17 protein-coding genes and 1 CRISPR repeat array (1 of these 18 cut by a window edge) are annotated in these 18435 nt (G+C 68.9%); of the genes, 12 read left to right on the top strand and 5 right to left on the bottom strand.

All coding sequences use genetic code 11. The features are described 5' to 3' along the window. Positions 1 to 68: direct repeats of the CRISPR family, unit length 36 nt; it begins 1647 nt to the left of the window's first position. A gap of 269 nt (positions 69 to 337) precedes the next feature. Next, positions 338 to 2278: a hypothetical protein gene (locus WHN02_RS14835; protein ID WP_434739330.1), complete on the bottom strand. Its 1941-nt coding sequence runs from the start codon at positions 2276 to 2278 to the stop codon at positions 338 to 340. A gap of 258 nt (positions 2279 to 2536) precedes the next feature. Here WHN02_RS14835 and WHN02_RS14840 point away from each other — a divergent pair, with 258 nt between their 5' ends. The 3 genes from WHN02_RS14840 to WHN02_RS14850 all read left to right on the top strand — a co-directional run bounded on the left by WHN02_RS14840 (position 2537) and on the right by WHN02_RS14850 (position 6457). Next, complete coding sequence (locus tag WHN02_RS14840; protein WP_434739331.1) at positions 2537 to 4954, top strand: transcriptional regulator; 2418 nt, start codon at positions 2537 to 2539, stop codon at positions 4952 to 4954. A 38-nt stretch (positions 4955 to 4992) separates the two neighbouring features. Then, positions 4993 to 6137, top strand: a protein-coding gene (locus tag WHN02_RS14845; protein ID WP_434739332.1) for an IS3 family transposase whose coding sequence is annotated in 2 segments (ribosomal slippage) — positions 4993 to 5266 and positions 5266 to 6137 — 1146 coding nt in all. Because the reading frame shifts where the segments join, the coding sequence is not laid out codon by codon here. Between the two features lie 176 nt (positions 6138 to 6313). Beyond that, complete coding sequence (locus tag WHN02_RS14850) at positions 6314 to 6457, top strand: hypothetical protein (RefSeq protein WP_434739333.1); 144 nt, start codon at positions 6314 to 6316, stop codon at positions 6455 to 6457. A 607-nt stretch (positions 6458 to 7064) separates the two neighbouring features. Here the strand turns inward: WHN02_RS14850 and WHN02_RS14855 are convergent. Further along, positions 7065 to 7283: a DUF397 domain-containing protein gene (locus WHN02_RS14855; protein ID WP_434739334.1), complete on the bottom strand. Its 219-nt coding sequence runs from the start codon at positions 7281 to 7283 to the stop codon at positions 7065 to 7067. A gap of 131 nt (positions 7284 to 7414) precedes the next feature. Here WHN02_RS14855 and WHN02_RS14860 point away from each other — a divergent pair, with 131 nt between their 5' ends. After that, on the top strand, positions 7415 to 7939 hold the full coding sequence (locus WHN02_RS14860) for a hypothetical protein (RefSeq protein ID WP_434739335.1): 525 nt from the start codon (positions 7415 to 7417) through the stop codon (positions 7937 to 7939). Between the two features lie 203 nt (positions 7940 to 8142). Here WHN02_RS14860 and WHN02_RS14865 read toward each other — a convergent pair whose 3' ends face one another. Beyond that, a complete protein-coding gene (locus WHN02_RS14865; protein WP_434739336.1) occupies positions 8143 to 9336 on the bottom strand; it encodes a DUF418 domain-containing protein in 1194 nt (397 codons plus the stop codon). Between the two features lie 260 nt (positions 9337 to 9596). On the opposite strand from WHN02_RS14865, the gene WHN02_RS14870 reads away from it, so the two are divergent. Continuing rightward, positions 9597 to 10598, top strand: a complete 1002-nt coding sequence (locus WHN02_RS14870; protein WP_434739337.1) for a GntR family transcriptional regulator — start codon at positions 9597 to 9599, stop codon at positions 10596 to 10598. A 25-nt stretch (positions 10599 to 10623) separates the two neighbouring features. Here WHN02_RS14870 and WHN02_RS14875 read toward each other — a convergent pair whose 3' ends face one another. Together WHN02_RS14875 and WHN02_RS14880 are read right to left on the bottom strand one after the other, a co-directional pair. Beyond that, positions 10624 to 11031 (bottom strand): hypothetical protein, encoded by a 408-nt coding sequence (locus WHN02_RS14875; RefSeq protein ID WP_434739313.1) that lies wholly within the window; start codon positions 11029 to 11031, stop codon positions 10624 to 10626. Then, complete coding sequence (locus WHN02_RS14880; protein ID WP_434743965.1) at positions 11028 to 11864, bottom strand: IS5 family transposase; 837 nt, start codon at positions 11862 to 11864, stop codon at positions 11028 to 11030. Before WHN02_RS14880 ends, WHN02_RS14875 begins: the two co-directional genes overlap by 4 nt. Before the next feature lie 365 nt (positions 11865 to 12229). Here WHN02_RS14880 and WHN02_RS14885 point away from each other — a divergent pair, with 365 nt between their 5' ends. The 7 genes from WHN02_RS14885 (at position 12230) to WHN02_RS14915 (ending at position 18254) form a co-directional block, all read left to right on the top strand. Next, complete coding sequence (locus WHN02_RS14885) at positions 12230 to 13228, top strand: hypothetical protein (RefSeq protein WP_434739338.1); 999 nt, start codon at positions 12230 to 12232, stop codon at positions 13226 to 13228. Positions 13229 to 13633: 405 nt separating this feature from the next. Further along, on the top strand, positions 13634 to 14143 hold the full coding sequence (locus WHN02_RS14890; RefSeq protein WP_434739339.1) for a hypothetical protein: 510 nt from the start codon (positions 13634 to 13636) through the stop codon (positions 14141 to 14143). Beyond that, positions 14136 to 15011 carry a TRM11 family SAM-dependent methyltransferase gene (locus WHN02_RS14895; RefSeq protein ID WP_434739340.1) on the top strand — a complete coding sequence of 292 codons (876 nt, stop codon included), beginning with the start codon at positions 14136 to 14138 and terminating at the stop codon, positions 15009 to 15011. Before WHN02_RS14890 ends, WHN02_RS14895 begins: the two co-directional genes overlap by 8 nt. Before the next feature lie 320 nt (positions 15012 to 15331). Continuing rightward, complete coding sequence (locus tag WHN02_RS14900) at positions 15332 to 16339, top strand: DUF4192 domain-containing protein (RefSeq protein WP_434739341.1); 1008 nt, start codon at positions 15332 to 15334, stop codon at positions 16337 to 16339. 281 nt (positions 16340 to 16620) lie between these two features. Continuing rightward, positions 16621 to 17157, top strand: coding sequence for a hypothetical protein (locus WHN02_RS14905; protein ID WP_434739342.1), 537 nt, complete (start codon positions 16621 to 16623; stop codon positions 17155 to 17157). Continuing rightward, positions 17154 to 17573 carry a hypothetical protein gene (locus tag WHN02_RS14910; RefSeq protein ID WP_434739343.1) on the top strand — a complete coding sequence of 140 codons (420 nt, stop codon included), beginning with the start codon at positions 17154 to 17156 and terminating at the stop codon, positions 17571 to 17573. The genes WHN02_RS14905 and WHN02_RS14910 overlap by 4 nt, the downstream gene beginning before the upstream one ends. Positions 17574 to 17882: 309 nt before the next feature. After that, positions 17883 to 18254 (top strand): hypothetical protein, encoded by a 372-nt coding sequence (locus tag WHN02_RS14915; protein WP_434739344.1) that lies wholly within the window; start codon positions 17883 to 17885, stop codon positions 18252 to 18254. Positions 18255 to 18435: the final 181 nt, after the last annotated feature.

Consider the following 18435-nt stretch of genomic DNA (forward strand, 5'->3'; position numbering starts at 1 on the left):
CGATCAACCGGTACACCGGGGCGGTCCCGGCGGCCGCAGCTCCCGGCGGAGCTGCCCATCATTGAGGCCCGGGGAATTCCTTCGACAGATTCGTGTAGACGAGCCGCAGTTCCTGTCGGAGCTGCCTTCATCGAGGCCTCTGGTCATTGGGGTCTGCTGCACCGATGGGTGACGGGTGCGGCAGACCCCGACGCGGTTGGAAAGCGCGTACTCGGCGGGGTGTCGGCACCTGTAGTACGCGACTCCGTGGGAACGCGGGCCCTGCATGCGGCGGTTGCAGGCTGAGCGCACAGGTGACACCAACTTCGTTGACCGGCAGCGCCATCAGCGAGGTGCCTCAGCCGTGGGATCGATCAGCGAAACGCCGGAGGGCTGCTCCCGTGCCGGGGAAGGCGAGTTGCAGTGTTCTGGTCGTGGTGCGGACGGCCCACCAGGTGAGTGCGACGAGGTAGGCGACGATGAGGGCGCTCTTCGTGGTGTAGGTGAAGACGAGGGCGTACCCGATGGCCAGGCCCGGAGTGGCGATGACGCGGAGCAGGCGGCTGTTCGTCATGGTCAGGATGGTGGCTGCTCCGAGGAGGGCTGCTCCGAGGCTGCCGACGAGGCCGGGCATGCCGGTGAGGTCGACCGGGGTGGTGAGGGTGAGTGCCGCGCGCATGAGATAGATGCCGGTGACGGCGAGGAGAGCAGGGGTGAGGGCGGGGCGGGCCAGGGTGAGCCAGGTGGGTAGGGCGGGGGCGGGGATGCGGGGTGCGGTGAGGGCGATGAGCGCGGTGCAGGCGGCCAGGGGGAGGGCGGCACCGAGGGTCCACTTCAGGTACGGCGTGTAGTCGAATTCGAAGGCGGTGCCGGTGGCGAGTCCGTAGAGGGTGGCGGTGATGAGGCCGCCTGCGGTGGCGGCGAGGTATCCCTGGCGGATGAGGCTGCCGGTGGTGGGTTCGGGTGTTGTCGGGGTCGGGGTGCCGGCGAGCCAGGTGGTGGGGGCGAGGTGTGCGATGGCCAGTGCGGCGAGCATGGCGAACGCCCCGGCGGTGGCGAGTTGGGGCATGGAGGTGCGGATGCCGACGACCCAGCTGTCGACGGTGGTGACGTCGGCGGTCTGGACGGCTTGGAGGAGGAGCGCGAGTGAGCAGGCGCCGAGGAGGAGGATGCCGGCGAGGTCGCGGATGCGGAGCCGGACGCGGGGTAGGTGTGCGGCGGCGGCGCGTGGTTCGGGCTGGTCGAGGGTGGTGAGTGTGAGGGCTCCGTCGGCGAGGGCGTGAGAGTTGTCCACGACGCCGGGGACGGTGCCGGTCGCCTGCGCGATGCGTTCGGTGAGGCCTGGTACGCCGTGGGCGGGGCGGACGATGACACCGGCGAGGTGCGTCTTGTCGACGTCGGCGGCGTCGAGGAGTTCGGCGACTTCGGTGGTGACTTCGTCGAGGAACGGTTGGGTGGCGATGGTGACGTCGTCGCGGGTGATGACGGCGGGTGGTCGGGGCGCGGGTAGCAGGACGGGTGCCCGGTCGTGTTCGGCGAGCACGTGCCGGGCGGTGCGGACCGACTCCATGAGGGCGAGCCGACCGTTCGTGTCGACACCCGAGGGGTGGTCGGCCTGTGTCCGGAGCGGGTCGTCGTTGGTGGTCGCGGCGGCGATCACTCGTTGGACGATGAGGTGGTCGACGTCGCGTGGGGTGTCGATCTGCCGTGTGGCGAGTTCGTGGAAGTCGTCGCCGACCAGTTGAAGGACGGTGAGGGTGACCGGTTGTCGGTCTGCTTGGCAGACGAGGATGCAGGCGTTCTGGGGCACGGCGTGGCCGAGTGCCGTGGCGTAGGCGGCGAGGGCGGCGGGGGCGGTGACCAGGGTGGGCGGTGGTAGGCCTGCGCGGGAGGCGGCTTCTGCGAGGTGTCCTCGACGTCGTGGTCCCCATTGTGGTGGGACGGTCATGGTGAGTCCGGTGACGGGCTGCCCGACCTGGTGGGTGGCGTGGAAGGCGGTGTGCCGCAGGACTGCGGCGAGGAGATCCGCCGTGTCCGGGGGTGTCGCGTCGCCGCGGTCAGTTGGTGCCCCGAGCAGGTCGGCCGGGTTGTCGACGTACCGGTGGCCGGCCGGGAGTGACTGTGCGCGTGTGGCGTCGAGGCCGACGTACAGCTGACCTTCGGGGCCGATGGCGACGCCGGTCGGCATGACGATGCGACCGTCGATGAGGATCGGGACCCGGGCGGACTGCTGGTGAACGGTGACAGCGATGGCGGCGGAACTGAGGTCTATCGACGCGTGGGCGCCCCCGTTTGGCATTGGTGCAGTCTCGCCGGACAGGGCGCGGTGACGTCAACCGTGATTCCCTCTGGTGATCTTCTGTGCGCGGATGGTGAGAATTCTTCTCGGCGGGATGGTCGGAGTCCGTCATTCTCGTGTACCCCGGAGGATTGACGATCAACTTTGGGCGAGGTGCAGGTGCCGCAGACGTCCCCGGACAGAAGTGACCCTCGGGTGGACTACGGGGTTCGAGCCACGGTCCACCGTCCCCGCGACGCTCCGTCGCCCCGAGCGCCGATGTCACGCTCCCTGGCCAGGGTCGGCCGTGCTGTCGTCGGCACCACTGTCCTGCTCGCCGGGATTCCCGTGCTGTTGTGGCTCGTCGGCGGTAATCCACTTCATCGGCTACCGGCGTGGTCGCAGGTGCCGGGATGGTTCGAGGACATCAGCGGACGGTTCACCCCGGACGTCCTCATCGGCGTGGCCCTGTGGGTCATGTGGCTGCTGTGGGGCGTACTCACTCTGCTCCTGCTGGCTGAACTCGTCGCGGTGCTGACCCGCTGGCGTATTCCGGTGCTCAGACTGCCAGCCCCGCTACACCGGCTCGTGTTCGGACTGGCGGGAACCGCCGCCATCGCGGTCACCTCCGCCGGTTCCCTCGACCGTGCGACGAGCCCCGGCCCGGCGGCCACGCCGGCCGCAGCGACGGTCCGCATCGATGCCCCTGCGCAGCCGGTAGCCGGTGGGGTTGCCGTCATTCACGTCGGCAACCAGCGCTATGTCTATACCGTCGAACGTCGAGACACCATGTCCAAGGTCGCCAAGGAGTGGCTCGGCGACAGTGACCGATGGCCGGAGATCTGCCGACTGAACAAGCACCGTCACTTCCCGGACAACGGCGGCATCCTCCGCGACTGCGACCTGATCTACCCCGGCTGGGAACTGCGTTTACCCGGCGACGCCCACCCACCGCATGCCGCCAGACCCGCACCACCATCCAAGCCGCCTTCGACGACGCCTCCGCTGCCGAGCACCGCCCCTGAACGACAGGAATCCGAACCCCGCCCCACGCAGTCATCCGCCCCTGCCCCGACAACCTCGACAGCAGCCCCGAGCGAGTCCGAACCGTCCCGCAGACCTCCGTCGGCGAACACCCCACCGACGTCCTCACCATCGGTCTCACCGACCGACGACACCGCCCCGGATCGCCCTTCTACGTTCGGGGACGACCACGGCGTGCCGCTGCCAGGCACCAACTGGCTGCCCTGGACACTCGCCGCCGCCATCAGCGCAGCCGCCACGTCGGTCTGGCTCCACCGCCGGCGCCGCTACACCGGCCAACCCGACACCGACCCGCCCGTCGACCTACCAGCTCCGGTGACCCGACTCCGCCGCGCGGTAGCGGCCCGCACCATCGAGCCACCCACCCCCGACTCTGGCGACGAACAACCCGCCGCCGATCTCGGTGAGGGCGAAACACCCGCCGACGTGCCCGACTTCGCGTCGCTCCCGTCCGGTGGACTCGGCCTCACCGGCGACGGCGCGTCCGCCGCCGCCCGTGCCGCCCTCGTCGCAGTCCTCTCGGCCGGCAACCGGCACCATCCCCACGCGCAGGGCGAAATCGTCATCCCCACCGACACCCTCCGGACACTCCTGGGCTCGGATACGACCAGCTTTCTGCCCTGGCCACGCCTGCACGTCGTCGACACCGTCGAGGCTGCGCTCACCGCCATCGAGTCCCGGCTGCTGCACCGCAGCCGTATCCTCGACGAGCACGCCACGACCGACCTGGACAGCCCACCCGAGCGGGCACCGGACGCAGCACCCCTGCCGCCGGTCGTGCTCATCACGGAAGCCCCACCACCCGGAGCGGGGGTACGCGCCAAGACCGCACTCGTCCTCGGTGAGGACCTGCACGTCACCGCGCTGCTGCTCGGCGAGTGGGAACACGGCACCACCATCACCGTCACCCCGACCGGGCACCACGACAGCACCCCCGGATCGTCCGCTGAGACGCTTCCTGCCCGACTGCCGGTCCTCGAACCGGTCACGGCCATCCAGATCCTGACGACCCTTCGCGAAGCGCAGACCGGCGAACCACCAGCCCCGCCACCGGTGGCGCTCTCCACCGTCGCCCTGCACACAAGCCGTACCGGAAGCACACCCGCCGACACCGAGTCAGCCCTTCAACCAGATGCCGCGTCGACCAGTGAGGCGGACGCCGGCCGGGCACGGCTGTGTGTTCTTGGCCCTCCGCGGATCGAAGGCATCACCGCAGAAGGTCGTCCGCTCCGCGCCAAAGCCCTGGAGCTGGCGGTCTACCTCGCCGTGCACCCCGACGGAGCCACCACCCGCGACGTCGGCGAATACCTCGAACCCGACGCCCGCCTCAGCCAAGCCGACCAACGCGTCCACACCAACGCCTCGAACCTACGACACGTGCTCGGTCGAGCCGGCACCGCCGACACGAAGAACGCCTACGTCATCAAATCCTCCGGACGGTACCGACTCGACCCCACGACCGTGGACGTCGACGTCTGGCGCCTCCGAGACCTGATGCGCACCGCGACCATCGCCACCGGCCCCCACCGCCGTGAACTACTCACCGCCGCCTGCGCGCTCTACACCGCGCCCCTCGCTGAGGGCCAGAACTACGAATGGCTGCAACCACACCGCGAGACGGTAGGGACTGCACCCGGTTTGGTTGACTCCTGATTTGTGAGGATGCGTTCCTCGCTGGAAGGATGTCTGTCATGCCGAAAGCGTTCCCGCCGGAGTTCCGCCGTGACGTGGTCGCGGTCGCTCGCAAGGGTGAGGCGCCGTTGCGGCAGATCGCGAAGGACTTCGGGATCTCCGAGGGCTGTCTGCACCGCTGGCTCAAGCTCGCCGACGTCGAGGACGGCGTCCGTCCCGGCGTCACCGGTTCGGAGTCGGCCGAGTTGCGGGACCTGCGACGGCGCAACAAGCTCCTGGAACAGGAGAACGAGATCCTCCGGAGAGCGGCGGCGTTCTTCGCCCGGGAGATCTCCCCAAAATGATGTACCCGCTGGTCGGTGACCTGGCCGCGGACGGGATTCCCGTCGCGGTGACCTGCCGGGTGTTGGGGTTCAGCAAGCAGGCCTACTACGCGTGGCGCGCCGACCCGGTGTCGCGACGCGACGTCGATGACGCCCACCTGATCAACGCCGCCCTGGACATCCACCACGATGATCCGGCGTTCGGGTACCGGTTCATCGCCGACGAACTCCCCGCCCACGGCGTCACCGCCGGCCGTAACCGGGTCGCCCGACTGTGTTCACAGCAGCGGATCTGGTCGGTGTTCGCCAAGCGCAAGGGCCTGACCAGGCGTGCCGGACCGCCGGTACACGACGACCTGGTACGACGCCGGTTCACCGCCGACGCCCCGAACCGGCTGTGGCTCACCGACATCACCGAACACCCCACCGCCGAAGGCAAGCTCTACCTGTGCGCGATCAAGGACGTGTACTCCGGCCGGATCGTCGGCTACTCCATCGACACCCGCATGAAGGCCTCCCTGGCCGTCACCGCCCTGCACAACGCGATCCGACTACGGAACCCGGCCGGCACCGTGGTCCACTCCGACAGAGGAAGCCAGTTCCGGTCGAAGAAGTTCGTGAAGGCACTACGCCGCAACGGACTGGTCGGCTCGATGGGCCGCGTCGGCGCCTGCGGTGACAACGCCGCGATGGAATCGTTCTTCGCCCTCCTGCAACGCAACGTCCTGGACCGGCAACGCTGGACCACCCGCCACGACCTCCGCCTGGCGATGGTGACCTGGATCGAACGCACCTACCACCGCCGACGCCGGCAACAACGCCTCGGACGGCTCACCCCCATCGAGTTCGAGACAATCAACAGACCCGCACACGCGGCCTGAACCACTCAACACCGCGAGTCAACCAAACCCGGGGCAGTCCCGTACGACGGTGGGGCACCGAAGCCCACCTCCTGCTCGCCGACGACCTGCTCGACACCGACCCGCAGGCCGCATCCGACCTACTCGACCAAGCCATCGTCCTGGACCGCTACAACGAAGCCCTCTATACCAGGGCGATGCGCGCACGCCACGCACTCGGCGATGCCAACGGCATCCGGATCCTGCTCGGTGCCCTCACCAAAGCCCTCGCCGACCTCGACACCACACCCCAGAAGGCAACGACGGACCTGGCCGATCAGCTCCGGACCAACCTCCAATAGTCCGTCACCACCACGGCTGATGCGTGCTGATGGTCTTCCACCCGTACGCTCAGCGCGCGAGCTCGACCTCCGCCACGGTTCGCAGCGCATCGATGTCCAGGACGGCTATCTCCCGATAGCCGGTGGAGACGATCCCGGCCTACGGAGGCTACTCACCGCCTTCTGCACAGCTGAAAGCCGTCGACGTGTCGATCTCGTCAGGCTGCTGTCCGCGCCGCCTCCCGTGGCTGGACCCATCGACGGCCTCCTGCGCACGGCAGACCGGATCTTAGAATGGGCGTGGTGGAAGGTCCGGATCGCCCGAGCACGCTCCGACCGAGACCGGGCTGAGGCACGGCCTGACCCGTGATCATCATGCTGTCCGGTATCGGCAACACTTGGGCCGGGTGTGGGATCTGGCTCGGGTGGGGGGCGACATCTACCGCTGCCCCAGGGCCGGCCTGGTGGCCGCCTGGTCGAGCCAGACGGCCACCGTGATCGAGTGACATCACCCGGCTGCGGGTCGACGTCACTGTGGGTTCGGATCAGGTCACGGCGTCTGGAGCTGCCGTCAGTCGACCGAGGGCGGCCGCATCGGCTCGGGTGCCGCCGAGGACGGCACCTGGGCTTACTTGCTGAACTCGCCGGCCCGGACGCTCGACGTGAAGGCTGTCCACTCCTCATCGGTGTAGTGCAGGACTGGTCCCTTCCCGCCGTCCTTCGTGTCTCGGACGTAGGCGCCTCGGAGGTTGAGCGCTACCTCGACGCATCCGGTTCCGTTGTTGCTCCTGCTGCTCTTGAACCACTTCGTTCCGGCAACTTCGTCGGGAGTGACCAGTCTGGCCATGGGCGGCTTCCTTACTTGCTCGGATTCGGGTTCTTGTGGACTTCCGCACCGTGGTGACTTGGCCGTCTTGGCGGAGCCTGCGGATCGGGGCACTTTTCGACGCCAAGAGCGCGTTCTAGTCTGACCAGTCGATGGCCTGGAACGCACGTTCGCGCTGTACTACCTCAGCCGATATCTGCTCAGCTTCGGCCTGCGTCCCGGCCCTGGACCGGGCCACCGCCCCGGTGATCGTGAACGTCGCTGGCGTCGGGGTCACCAAAGGCAAGGTGCACTGGGCCGACCCGCAGATGACGTCGGGCTATTCGGCCATCGCCGCACAGTTGCAGGCCGGTCGCGCCAACGATCTGCTTGGCGTGGGCTTCAGCCAGCGGTCCGGCAGTCACGCTCGATATGTGCTCTACCATCCCGGGTTCACCAGAAGCGGCGACCGTAGCGCGTTCCCCCTACTGGCCCGCGTGCTGCTCGCGGTCGCGGCTGCGGTGGCGGCCCGACCCGTCGCCGACGCAGTAGCTCCGATTCACCAGTTCCTGGACGCGCCGCCAGCCGCGCCGGTGACCGCCGTCGACCGAAAGAAGCGACTTCCGCCCAGTTTCCCGACCCTCGATCCCCATGACGCCGAGCGGTTGATGGACCTCACGGAGAAGCTTCTGAATTGAGGCGCCCTCTCTGCCACCACACAGCGCCTGGCGGCAGGCAGACCTTCCGGGCATCACGCAGCCGCTCTCCGCGATTGTGCGCCCGCGAGTTCGTGGCCTGGCGGCGATGCCCGCCCGGGTTGAGGCGACGCGGGCAGGTGGACGTGGCCACCCAGGCAGTCGACGGCCAGCTGCGGGGCCGGGGGCCGGCCCAGGGCTTCCGCCTACCCGAGACTGTTTCCGGTGGTACCCGGTGCGCCCCGGTAGGTGAGGCGGCGCAGCGCCACCTCGGCCGGTCCGCGTACGCCCCGGCGGCGCATGAGGTCGGCGAGCAGCACCGTGGTCAGCCACACCGCCACCGCGATGCCCACGCCCACTGCGGGTGAGGTCAACCGCAGGTGGAGTGTGTAGGAGGAGAACAGTGCCGCCCAGGCCACCGACTGGGCCAGGTAGAAGGTCATGGAGCGCTGTCCGAGTGCGGCCAGGGCGTTGGCCACCGGTCCCTGCCGGCCGGCGAGGCGGGCCGCGACGAGGGCGATAAGCGCCGCATAACCCAAACCGCCCGCGTAGCCGCTCGCCTGGTGCAGGGCGGTGGTGACCAGGACGTCCCCCGGGTTGACGTCGGTCCACACCCCCGCCTTGTCCAAGGCCAGGGGGAGACCGGCCACCGCGGCCAGGGGGATACCCGCGAACGCGGTCACGCGCAACAGCCGCAGGTGCTCGTGGGGCCGCTCCAGAAGATGGTGCCGAGCCGCCAGCACGCCGAGCAGGAACGGGACGAGGGTGCTGACGAGCATCATCACGAACAGGACCGAGTACAGGGTCAGACGGAAGACGAGTTCGTTCACGAACCCGTCGGGCAGCACTGGCATGCCCTGCCCCGTCATGGCCATGTCGGCAGCGACCAGGGCATGGACGGCTGCGGCCACGGGCAGCCAGAGCACTGCCAGGAGCACCAGGGTCCGGTCGCGCAGCCGCAGAACGCCCACCAGGAGCAGCGCCACCAGGCCGTAGACGGCCAGAATGTCCCCGGGGAAGAGCAGCACCGCGTGTCCCAGCCCGAAGACGATCAACCACAGGCCGCGCCGGCGTAGCAGCCCGCGGGTCCGGGTCCAGGCGTGTTCCTGCTCGCTGCGGCGTCGGTAGATCACGGCCAGGCCGTAACCGAACAGGGCCGCAAACATGGGGTAGCCGCGCAGGTCGACGAACATGACGGTGCCTGCGGTGGTGATCTGGTCCGCAGTGGTGAGGGCGTTCTCGGGACCGCCGATGAACACGGTGAACAGGTGCGTGTGGGCAAGTGCGATGACCAGAAGCATGACGCCGCGGGCCAGATCCGGCGCCAGGGAACGGCGGTCGAGCGGGAGCGGACCGGAAGCGGGAGCGGTCCGCGGCCCGGTGGTGGACGTGTAGGACATGGTGGCCTCCAAAGGGCCGCAGATTATGCGAAACGGCGTACGCGTCGAGGTGCACCCTCCGAGGCGGAGTGTACATAGTACGCACACTGTGGATTCCCTTGTGAGCCTCATTTTTACTGGGACTACCGCCCCATCAGCACTAGTGCAGCAGGAGCGAAGGAGTGCTCGCTGGTTCGGCCCGGTGCCGTGAGGGCAGGCAGTTCGCACTCCCCTGTGCACTAGTACACTGAAGCGACGGGGAACAGTCGAAGGGACCAGTGATGTCCGCCACTGCGGAACAGAAGTTGCCGCCCTACGCGCAGGTTGTCGCCGATATCCGTGCGCGTATCGACGCCAGGGAACTGCGACCGGGCGCGCGGGTGCCCTCCACGAGAGAGATCATGCGCGAGTGGGGGGTGGCCATGGCCACAGCCACCAAGGCGCTCGCGGCCCTGCGTCAGGAGGGTCTGGTCGAAGCGGTGCGCGGGGTGGGGACCCTCGTGCGGGATGCGCCCGTCGCTACGCCGCAAGCACGCGGGCCACAGGGGCAGCGGGTACGCCCACGTCCGGCGGAGGCAGGAGGAGGCCGCCCGACCACCGAGACCGCCATTACCAGAGAGGCCATCGTCCGGGCCGCGATCACCATCGCCGACGCTGAGGGAATCGACGGCCTGTCCATGCGCCGGGTCGCCACCCACCTGAGGGTGAGCACCATGGCCCTGTACCGCCACGTCGCGAGCAAAGAGGCACTGGCAACGGCAATGATCGACCAGGTCTATACGGAGCACGCCCTGCCCGAACCGCCGCCCGCCGACTGGCGACGAGCCCTCGAACTGGCGCTCCTGACTGAGTGGGACATCTACCGGAGGCACCCCTGGGCAGTTCGACTGACCATGCTCGCCGGGGCGGTCCAGTCCCCCGGGCTCGTGGAGAACGCCGAGTGGATGATGAAGGTGATCACCGCCCAGGGGCGATCCCCGGATGAGGCCCTGGCGATCCTCACCTTCGTGTCCGCCTACACCTCCGGTATGGCTCTCCAGGCCACGCGGGCGGTGGTGGAGGAGTACGAGTTCGGAATGGACGCCGAACACTGGTGGAGGTCCAGGGGTCCGGAGTTCCTCAGGATCGCCGAGCAGGGCCGGTTCCCCCTTACGTTCAGCGTCTCCGGGCCGCCCGACGTACACGCGATCTTCGGCCTCGGTATGAAACACCTGCTCGACGGATTCGCGCCGCTGATTGAAGGTCGAGGAGGCTCACCACAGGATCTGACGGCAGAGCCGTGACGCACTCAGAGGCCGGTTCGCAGTACTACGTCTGTTTTGGAATGAGGGTGAACAGACCGGGTTCGTCTTCGGTGAGGATGCGCTGGTTGACCATGCGTTTCAGCTTCGCGCGGGTGCCTTCGACGTGTTTCGGTGAGGGTTCGACGCCGAGGGCGAGGCAGATGCCTTTGGCGCGCATGCCGGCGGGCGCGGCACCGAGGACATGCAGGATCTGCTGGTAGGGGCCGCTGGCGATCGTCGGATCGTCTGCGGTGAACTCGGCGGCGGCGAGGGTGCGCAGAGTGGTGCGGGTCGTCGCCAGGTCGGCCAGTTCGCCGTCGAGGCGGGCGAGTTCGCTGGTCAGGGCGGTGATCTGCTCGCGGAGTCGGTCGGCGTGCCGGCGTGCGGTGGTCTCCCGGTCGGTGATCAGGTCGAGGACGGTGGGGAGGTTCACCGGTGCCGCCAGGTGGGTGTGCTGGTTCCGGTCAGCCGGCGCACGATGTTCGCCGTCGAGGCCCACAGGGTTCGTGACACCGAGGATTCCGGTCGGCTCTCGTACTCGCGCACGAGGCGGCGGTGCAGCATCAACGTGCCGTTGACCTGTTCGACGATCCACCGCTTACGGATCGGCACGAACCCGGGCCGAGTGTCGGAGCGTTTGACGACCTCCACGTCGACCCCGAGGACGGCGCCGTGCAGCGCGAGGTCTTGTTTGAACCCGGCGTCGACCCAGGCGCGGCTCACCGTCGGGGTGTGTGCGACGACCTTGTCGAGCAGCCGGATACCAATGGCGTTGTCGGTGACCGACGCCGCGGCCACCACGACCGCGATGACCAGTCCCAACGCGTCCACCGCCAAGCCTCGCTTACGCCCCGACACCTTCTTCGCCGCGTCCTTGCCGGTCGTCGTGGCCGGGACGTGGTTCGCCGCCCTGATCGACTGGGTGTCCAACACCACCGCGCTCGGATCCTCCCGACGACCCACCTTCTCCCTCGCCTGGCAGCGCAGCAGATCGTAAATCACCTGGTCAGTGCCGTCATCACGCCACAGCGCGAAGTAGTAGTAGGTGGCCGACTTCGGCGGCAGGTCATGCGGCAGGTACGCCCACTGACAACCCGTCCGGTTCTGGTAGAAGATCGCGTTCACGACCTCCCGCAGGTCGTAGTCGCCTGGCTGGCCCGACACCGACACCGCGACGCGTCTGGTTTTCCACGCCTGCAGAAACGGCCCGATCAGCTCCCACTGCTCGTCGCTGACATCGCTCGGATACGGCTTCCGATCACCCATGACCAGGCTAACGCCCCACCCGCCCGAGCGGTCACGACCAGAACTCACATTCAACTCATCGACCTGCCGCTATCCACAGCGAACCCACCGGAAGGCCACCAACCAGACGCAACGCATAGATCAGATCAAGCTGCCGCAGACCGCCCTCTGAGGCGTCCGAGAACCCGGCAGCCGTCGGCGACGCCCTGGCGTCAGTTACGACCGACCATGATCCTGTAGTTCTCGAGCATCTCGCGAGCTCGTCACAACTACTGCACGCCATGGCCGCCGGACTGGCGGCCCACCGACAGCGGCAGGACGCAGGATGGCTCGCTGCTACCGCAGCCGCCAGGCCCGCGCAGGCCGCAGCCTTGTGTCGCACCGCGATGATCGACGAGGCTTTGCTGGCGCTCGTAGATGGCCTAGAGCCGGACACGCAAGATGAATTCTGGCGCGACATGCAGCCGTGGAGAGTTCCGGGTGATCTGACACCGGCCGTCGCGCGGCGCCTCCTCGAGCACGGCCGGGCCTGGACGGCGATCGGCTTACTCAGCCGCGCAGGCTTCGGCGCCGACCGTGAACTGGCCATCCAGGCACTGAAGGCGCCGACTCTAGCCACGACCGAGGACATCTCGCGTGCGCGGTCGCCGGAGTATGAGGTCGGACGCCTACTCGACCGTGTTGCTGAGGCCGGCGTGGACGACACGCTGCTCGCAGACCTTGAGTGGTTCTACCAGCCACTTCTCGACCACAGTCGTAGGCCAATGGCCCTGCACCGAGAACTCGCCCGCAACCCTGCCCACTTCGCCAACCTCGTCTCCCTGATGTACCGGCCCGACACGGATACTGACGCGGATTCAGCCGACGAAGAGGCGAGGGTCGATACCGCATCGTCACAGGCATCCGATGCGGCCTGGGCCATCCTGCGGGAGTGGCGCACACCGCTCCCAGGCTGCACTGACGGGCAATTGCCGACCACCGAGGACATGCTGCAATGGGTGAAATCAGTACGCGAGATGCTCACCGCATCCGGCCGGGCACGAGTGCTGCCCAGAGTTCTGGGCGATGCGCTGTCGGGTGCCGTGACAGACGAGGACGGCACCTGGCCCAGCGAGCCAGTCCGGGATGTCCTCGAAATCCTCAGCGACACAGAGCTCGACGACCATGTTGCTGTCGCGAGGCTGACCCGGCGCGGCGTGACAACTCGCGGCGTCTACGACGGCGGAGCGCAGGAACGCGCGCTCGCCGACCAGTACCGCGCGGCGGCTGATCGTGTACGCGGTCGGTGGCCTCGTTCGGGGGCGCTGCTCGACGGGCTGAGCCGGTCCTACAGGGAAGACGCCAGAAGGGAGGACCACTCGGCTGAGAGCGAGGGCGACCGGTGACAGATGGTTCGCTTGACTGACGCAACCCGTCCGGTCTCCGCTCACACCGGCGTCCGAGTATCAGGAAGCCGCCAGTCGGATCAGCAGCATCCGCTCATCGGCATGACCGGGAGCCGAAGAGCAATCGAGTTCACGTCCGTCCGACCCTACGAACGCGACTGGCTTTGGTGGCTGTTCGGCCCGTGCCGTCGGTCGTCGAGGGAGATCGAAGCCGCGCCGCTCGCGTCTGGAGCTGGAGGTTCTGACGGGGCTTGTCAGGTCGGGGGTGAGTTCGATCGGGCTGTCAGCGGCGCACTGGGGGTCGTCAGTACGTCCGCCGGTCCGGGGGCCACCGCGCCTATGACCGAGAGAAATCCGTTTGGTGCGCCCGTCCCGGTGGGGGATGTGGTGCCCGGCGACCCGCCCGTGCCGATCACCGTCTGGCCGGTCCCTGCCCCGGAGCAGGGCGAGACCATGTCCAACGCGATGGGCGTGCGGCTGGTCCACAACCTCACCCATCCGTCCGGTCTGGTCGTCGACCTGGCCGTGGGGCCGCAGCTTGCCCGCGCGGTCATCGCCTCGCATCGCCGTAGCCACCTGCATCCGACTCATCCCGGGGGTTGGGGGCGGGAACCAGTGGCGTTGATCGTCACCGGCTGGCCGGTCGACGACGCTGCCGGCCCGGTCGCGTTCTTCCGGCGCTGCCGCAGCGGTCTGATGCCGGGCGGTTGCGTTGCGGTGCTCCTGCCGCACGGTGACGCGACGTTGCCCGTCGACGTGGTGATCGCCGCGAAGCGGGCCGGGCTTGCGTACCTGCAGCACGTCGTGGCGGCCGACCGTCCGCCCCGGCGGGGCCAGCGGACGCAGCTCGACATCCACACCGACGTTCTGATCCTGACGCGCAGTGCGACTGACACCGGCGTCGCCCATGGATGAGGGTCTGCCGGTCACCTCGTTGTGGTTGACCTGTCAGCAGCCGGCTCGGGATCAGCGGCGGGGTCGCTACGTGCGGGCGACGTCGAGTCATCCCGGCAAGATGTTGCCTCACCTGGCCGCGTACGCGATCAGCTCGTACACGGTGCCCGGTGATCTGGTGTTCGATCCGATGTGTGGGTCGGGCACGACGCTGGTGGAGGCGATGCACCTCGGGCGGCAGGGGATCGGCATCGACATCGAACCCCGGTTCACCACACTGGCCGAAGCCAACGTGGCTCTCGCCTCCTCGCAGGGCGCGACCGGAACGGCGCGGGTGTTCACCGGTGACGCCGTCGGTCTGCGCGACATCGTGCCCGCGTCGGCGGTCGGCCGGGTGGGGCTTGTGCTCACGTCGCCGCCGTACGGGCGCGGAACCCACGGCCTGGTGCAGATCACCAGGAGCGGGGTGCGCAAGCGGGACCACCTGTACGGGGATCGGGAGCACGGCAACCTCGCCTACGGGGGATGGTCCCGGCTTCTCGACGGGTTCGCCGCGATCCTGGCCGCCAGTTCTGCGCTGCTGCGCCCGGGCGGTTTCGTGGTGATCACCTGCCGGCCGGTGCGCCGTCAGCGCGACGATCTGATCGACCTGCCCGGTGAGCTACTGGCTGTGGCCCGGTCGGTGGGGCTGCAACCGGTCCAGCGGTGCGCAGCGCTGCTCGCGGCTGTCCGGGACGGGCAGATCGTGCATCGTGCCGCGATGTTCGCCCTCATGTCCGTACGCCGATCGAGGGACGAGGGCATCCCCGTGCACCTGGTGGCGCACGAGGACGTGTTGGTCCTGAGGCGTGGCCTGCCGGGGTTCGGTTCCACGGCTTCCCCGAGCTGACAGCAGATGGGCCGGGGCTGTCAGGTCCTGTCCGATCGCGGGACCTGACAGCCCCGGCCGCACCGGTGGTCAGGCGGTTAGCTTGAAGGCTCTTTTCTGGTTCTCTGTGCTGCTCCGACGCGTCCGCGACGGCATCGCGCCCACCTTCCCCGGTCGGCCGCCGTACGCCCGCCTCTGAGTCCCAGCACCCACCACATGTCCTCGCGCCCTACCGGTGCGTCCGGACGTCCCCCCATCCACGCAAGCGGTCACCTTCGAGGGCCGCTGCCTCACCGTCCCCGGGCCGCTGGCCCACCCCCGCCCACGTACTGGAGATCAGCATGTCGTTTCCGGAGAACAGACTCACCGTCCGAACCCCGGCCGACCTCGCCGCCGCAGTGCCCTACCTTCTCGGGTTCCGCCCAGCCGACGGCAGCATGGTCGTGATCGTCCTCAGGAAAGGCCGAGTCGTGTTCGCCGCACGAGCGGACCTGCCCGCACCCGGAGCACCCGCACATCACCTCACCGACCTCGGGGCTCACCTGATTCCCGTCCTCCAGCGGCAGCAGCCGGTCAACGACGTCGTGCTCATCGGCTACGGGGATCCCGACCACATCGACCCGGCGATGGTCGCCATCAGTGGGCTGATGACCGGCGGCGGCCTGGCCGTCCGCGAGTTGCTGCGGGTGACCGGAGCCCGGGTGTTCAACCTGACCTGCGACGACCCGTCGTGTTGCTCCCCGCAGGGGTTTCCCTTCGACCCCACTGCCTCTCTCGTCGCCGTTCAGGCGACCGCCGCCGGCATGGTCGCCCTACCGGACCGGGCAGCCATCAGGGCTCGCTTCGAGCCGGTTCGCGGTGCCACACGCGCCGCCATGCAGAAGGCCACCGATGCCGCCCTCGCCCGCTTGAAGGCGATGGAGAGCACCGGCGGCAGGTCCGCCGTCGAAACGGCCGGCGCTCACGCGGTCCGTGAGGCGCTGCAGCAGTCGGATCGGCACCTCATCGACGATGAGGCGGCCTGGATCGCGGTGCTCCTGACCAACCTGACGGTGCGGGATCTCGCCGTCATGGCGACCAAGCCCCACGATCGGCACGTCACGTTCTGGGCCGAGATCACTCGTCGGGCCGACGAACCGCTGGCACCGGCGCCGGCCACTTTGCTCGCCATCACCGCCTGGCGCTGTGGCGACGGAGCCCTGGCCAGCATGGCCGCCGAGTACGCCCTCCAAGCCGATCCCGCGTACCAGCTCGCCGGGCTGGTGCTGCGAGCGCTCCGCGTCGGAATGCCGCCATCCACCTTCGACCGGTTGACCGGCGAGGGTGGGTACGACCCCCGCAACCTGTAACGACAGGCGCTCCACCGGCCCCATCGGCGCGGCAACCTCATGCGCCACGACCTGCGGTCGGGGTGATCCGGCGCCGGTCGCGTGCCGGTCCGCCCCTTCGCACCACCTGTTCAGTGCCCGAGGACCACCCTGAATCCGGGCACGGCCGACAGGCGTGCCCGGATTCCGCCTCTCCCAGACGGAGGAATCCCTTGCCAGACCCCCACTCCCACCCACCGAGCCCGGGCCGCGCCGCTCCGGCAGCACACCGGGTGACCGGGGCAGAGGTTCCCGCCATTGCGGTGAGCCTGACCCGCCGACCCGTCGTCGGAGGACTCGTCGTCCCGTGGATCACCGCCCGCACGCCTGACGGCCGGTACCGCTTCGGCCACGTCGACCACCGCCGCCAGGTCCGCGCCCTGCAGAACCGGCTCTGCCAAACCTGCGGCAACCCACTCGACTCGGCTCGGATGGTCTTCGCGATGCGCGACAGCGACCTACGGACGTTCATCAGCCACGAGCCGGCCATGCACCCGGTCTGCGCCACCTACTCCGCCAACGGCTGCCCCATGCTCACCGGCCGAATGAGCCACTACCGGACGACTCTGCCGGCCGCCCAGCTGACCGAACTCGGCGTCACCAGCCACGGCGACCCCACCGGCGCCCGCCCGGCAGCACCCGCCGAACGCTGGAACCTGCTCTGGGCGACCGGCTACCGGCCCTTCACGAACCCCCTCACCGGACAACCCGCCGCGATGGTGCTGCCCGACCAGATCCTGCGCGTCCGCCCGATCAACACCCGCCCCGCAACACCTGACTCGAACGGAGATCTGCCATGACCCTGCACGTCATCGCGGTCTACCACAACACCGAGAGCCGGTTCCTCCCGTACGAGACCGGTCACGCTCTCACCCAGGTCATCTCCCACTGGCGGCACCTACCCGACACCGCCACCCCGGAGAAGACAGCTGCCTGGATCTACGGCCTGTTCAACATCGGTCTCGACCCCCTGGAGAACGGACGGGCCACGCCGACCGGCGAGGCCGACTTCCTCCTCGCCTGCACCTACCGACTGCTGCGGCTACGGTCGGTCTCCACCGGCGACGTCGTCGCCGTCACCGCCAACGGTCACACCACCTGGCTGGCCTGCGAATTCGTCGGCTGGCAGCGCATCGACACGCCAACGGGCATCACCGGTGCACCGCTCACCGCCGACACCGTCCACCGCCATCTCCGGTCCAGACGTCACGGCTGAACACCCCTGCCACCAGCATCCGGCCGGTCAGGACACCGACACGTGTCTGACCGGCGGGTGCGGCACTGCGGCCCCAACCTGACCGCCGTCGCCTCCGGCGAACGCCGATCCTGCCTCCGCATCGTCTGCCAGGCGTGCCACGGCGGCCACACCCGACCTCGGGCCGGCCCGTCTGCCGTCCCTGCGCCCGCCCCCCGCCCGAACTGTCCACCGGGCACCTGACCGGTGCAACAGCCCACCGGCAACCGAACCCACCGCCCCGCCCGGCTCACCACGCCGACCGGGGCACCTCGTGAAGGAGGTACGCACATGCCCGGCAGATGGTTCCCACCCATCGCCATCACCGGCAGCCGACTACTCCGCGCCGAACTGCACACCGTCGAGCAGCAGTCCGGCTCCGACCTCGACTACGCCGCATCGATCCCCGAGGGACGCCGGTACGCTGCCCGCCGCCCGCTCATCATCGTGGGCGCCGACCTCGCCGGCCGCGTCCGCAGACCACTGGCCTGCCGCGGACTCGTCGTCGTCGCCTCAGTGAACCAACCCGACGAACGGGTCCGAGCGCACGCGGAGCGCATCGCCGCGAGGTACGTCATCGTCCTGCCCACCGCCTGCTCGTGGCTCACCGACCACCTCCTGCGGGACGTCCCACCGTTGCTGACCCAGCACCGTCGGGCGTAGGAGGCCACCGGCTGACCGCCTCCAGGTTCAGCCGAGCGGACCTCGAGTGCCGCCCATCGACTGCCCCCATCGCGCTCCCGCCCCACACACCAACGGCCCGCCACCAGGCGGGCCGTCGTCGTCGCACGCCCGGGACGCCTCGCCACGACGACGTCGCGTCCCGGGCTCCCCACCGAACGGA

Source organism: Micromonospora sp. SH-82 (assembly GCF_051132485.1).
Taxonomy (GTDB): domain Bacteria; phylum Actinomycetota; class Actinomycetes; order Mycobacteriales; family Micromonosporaceae; genus Micromonospora.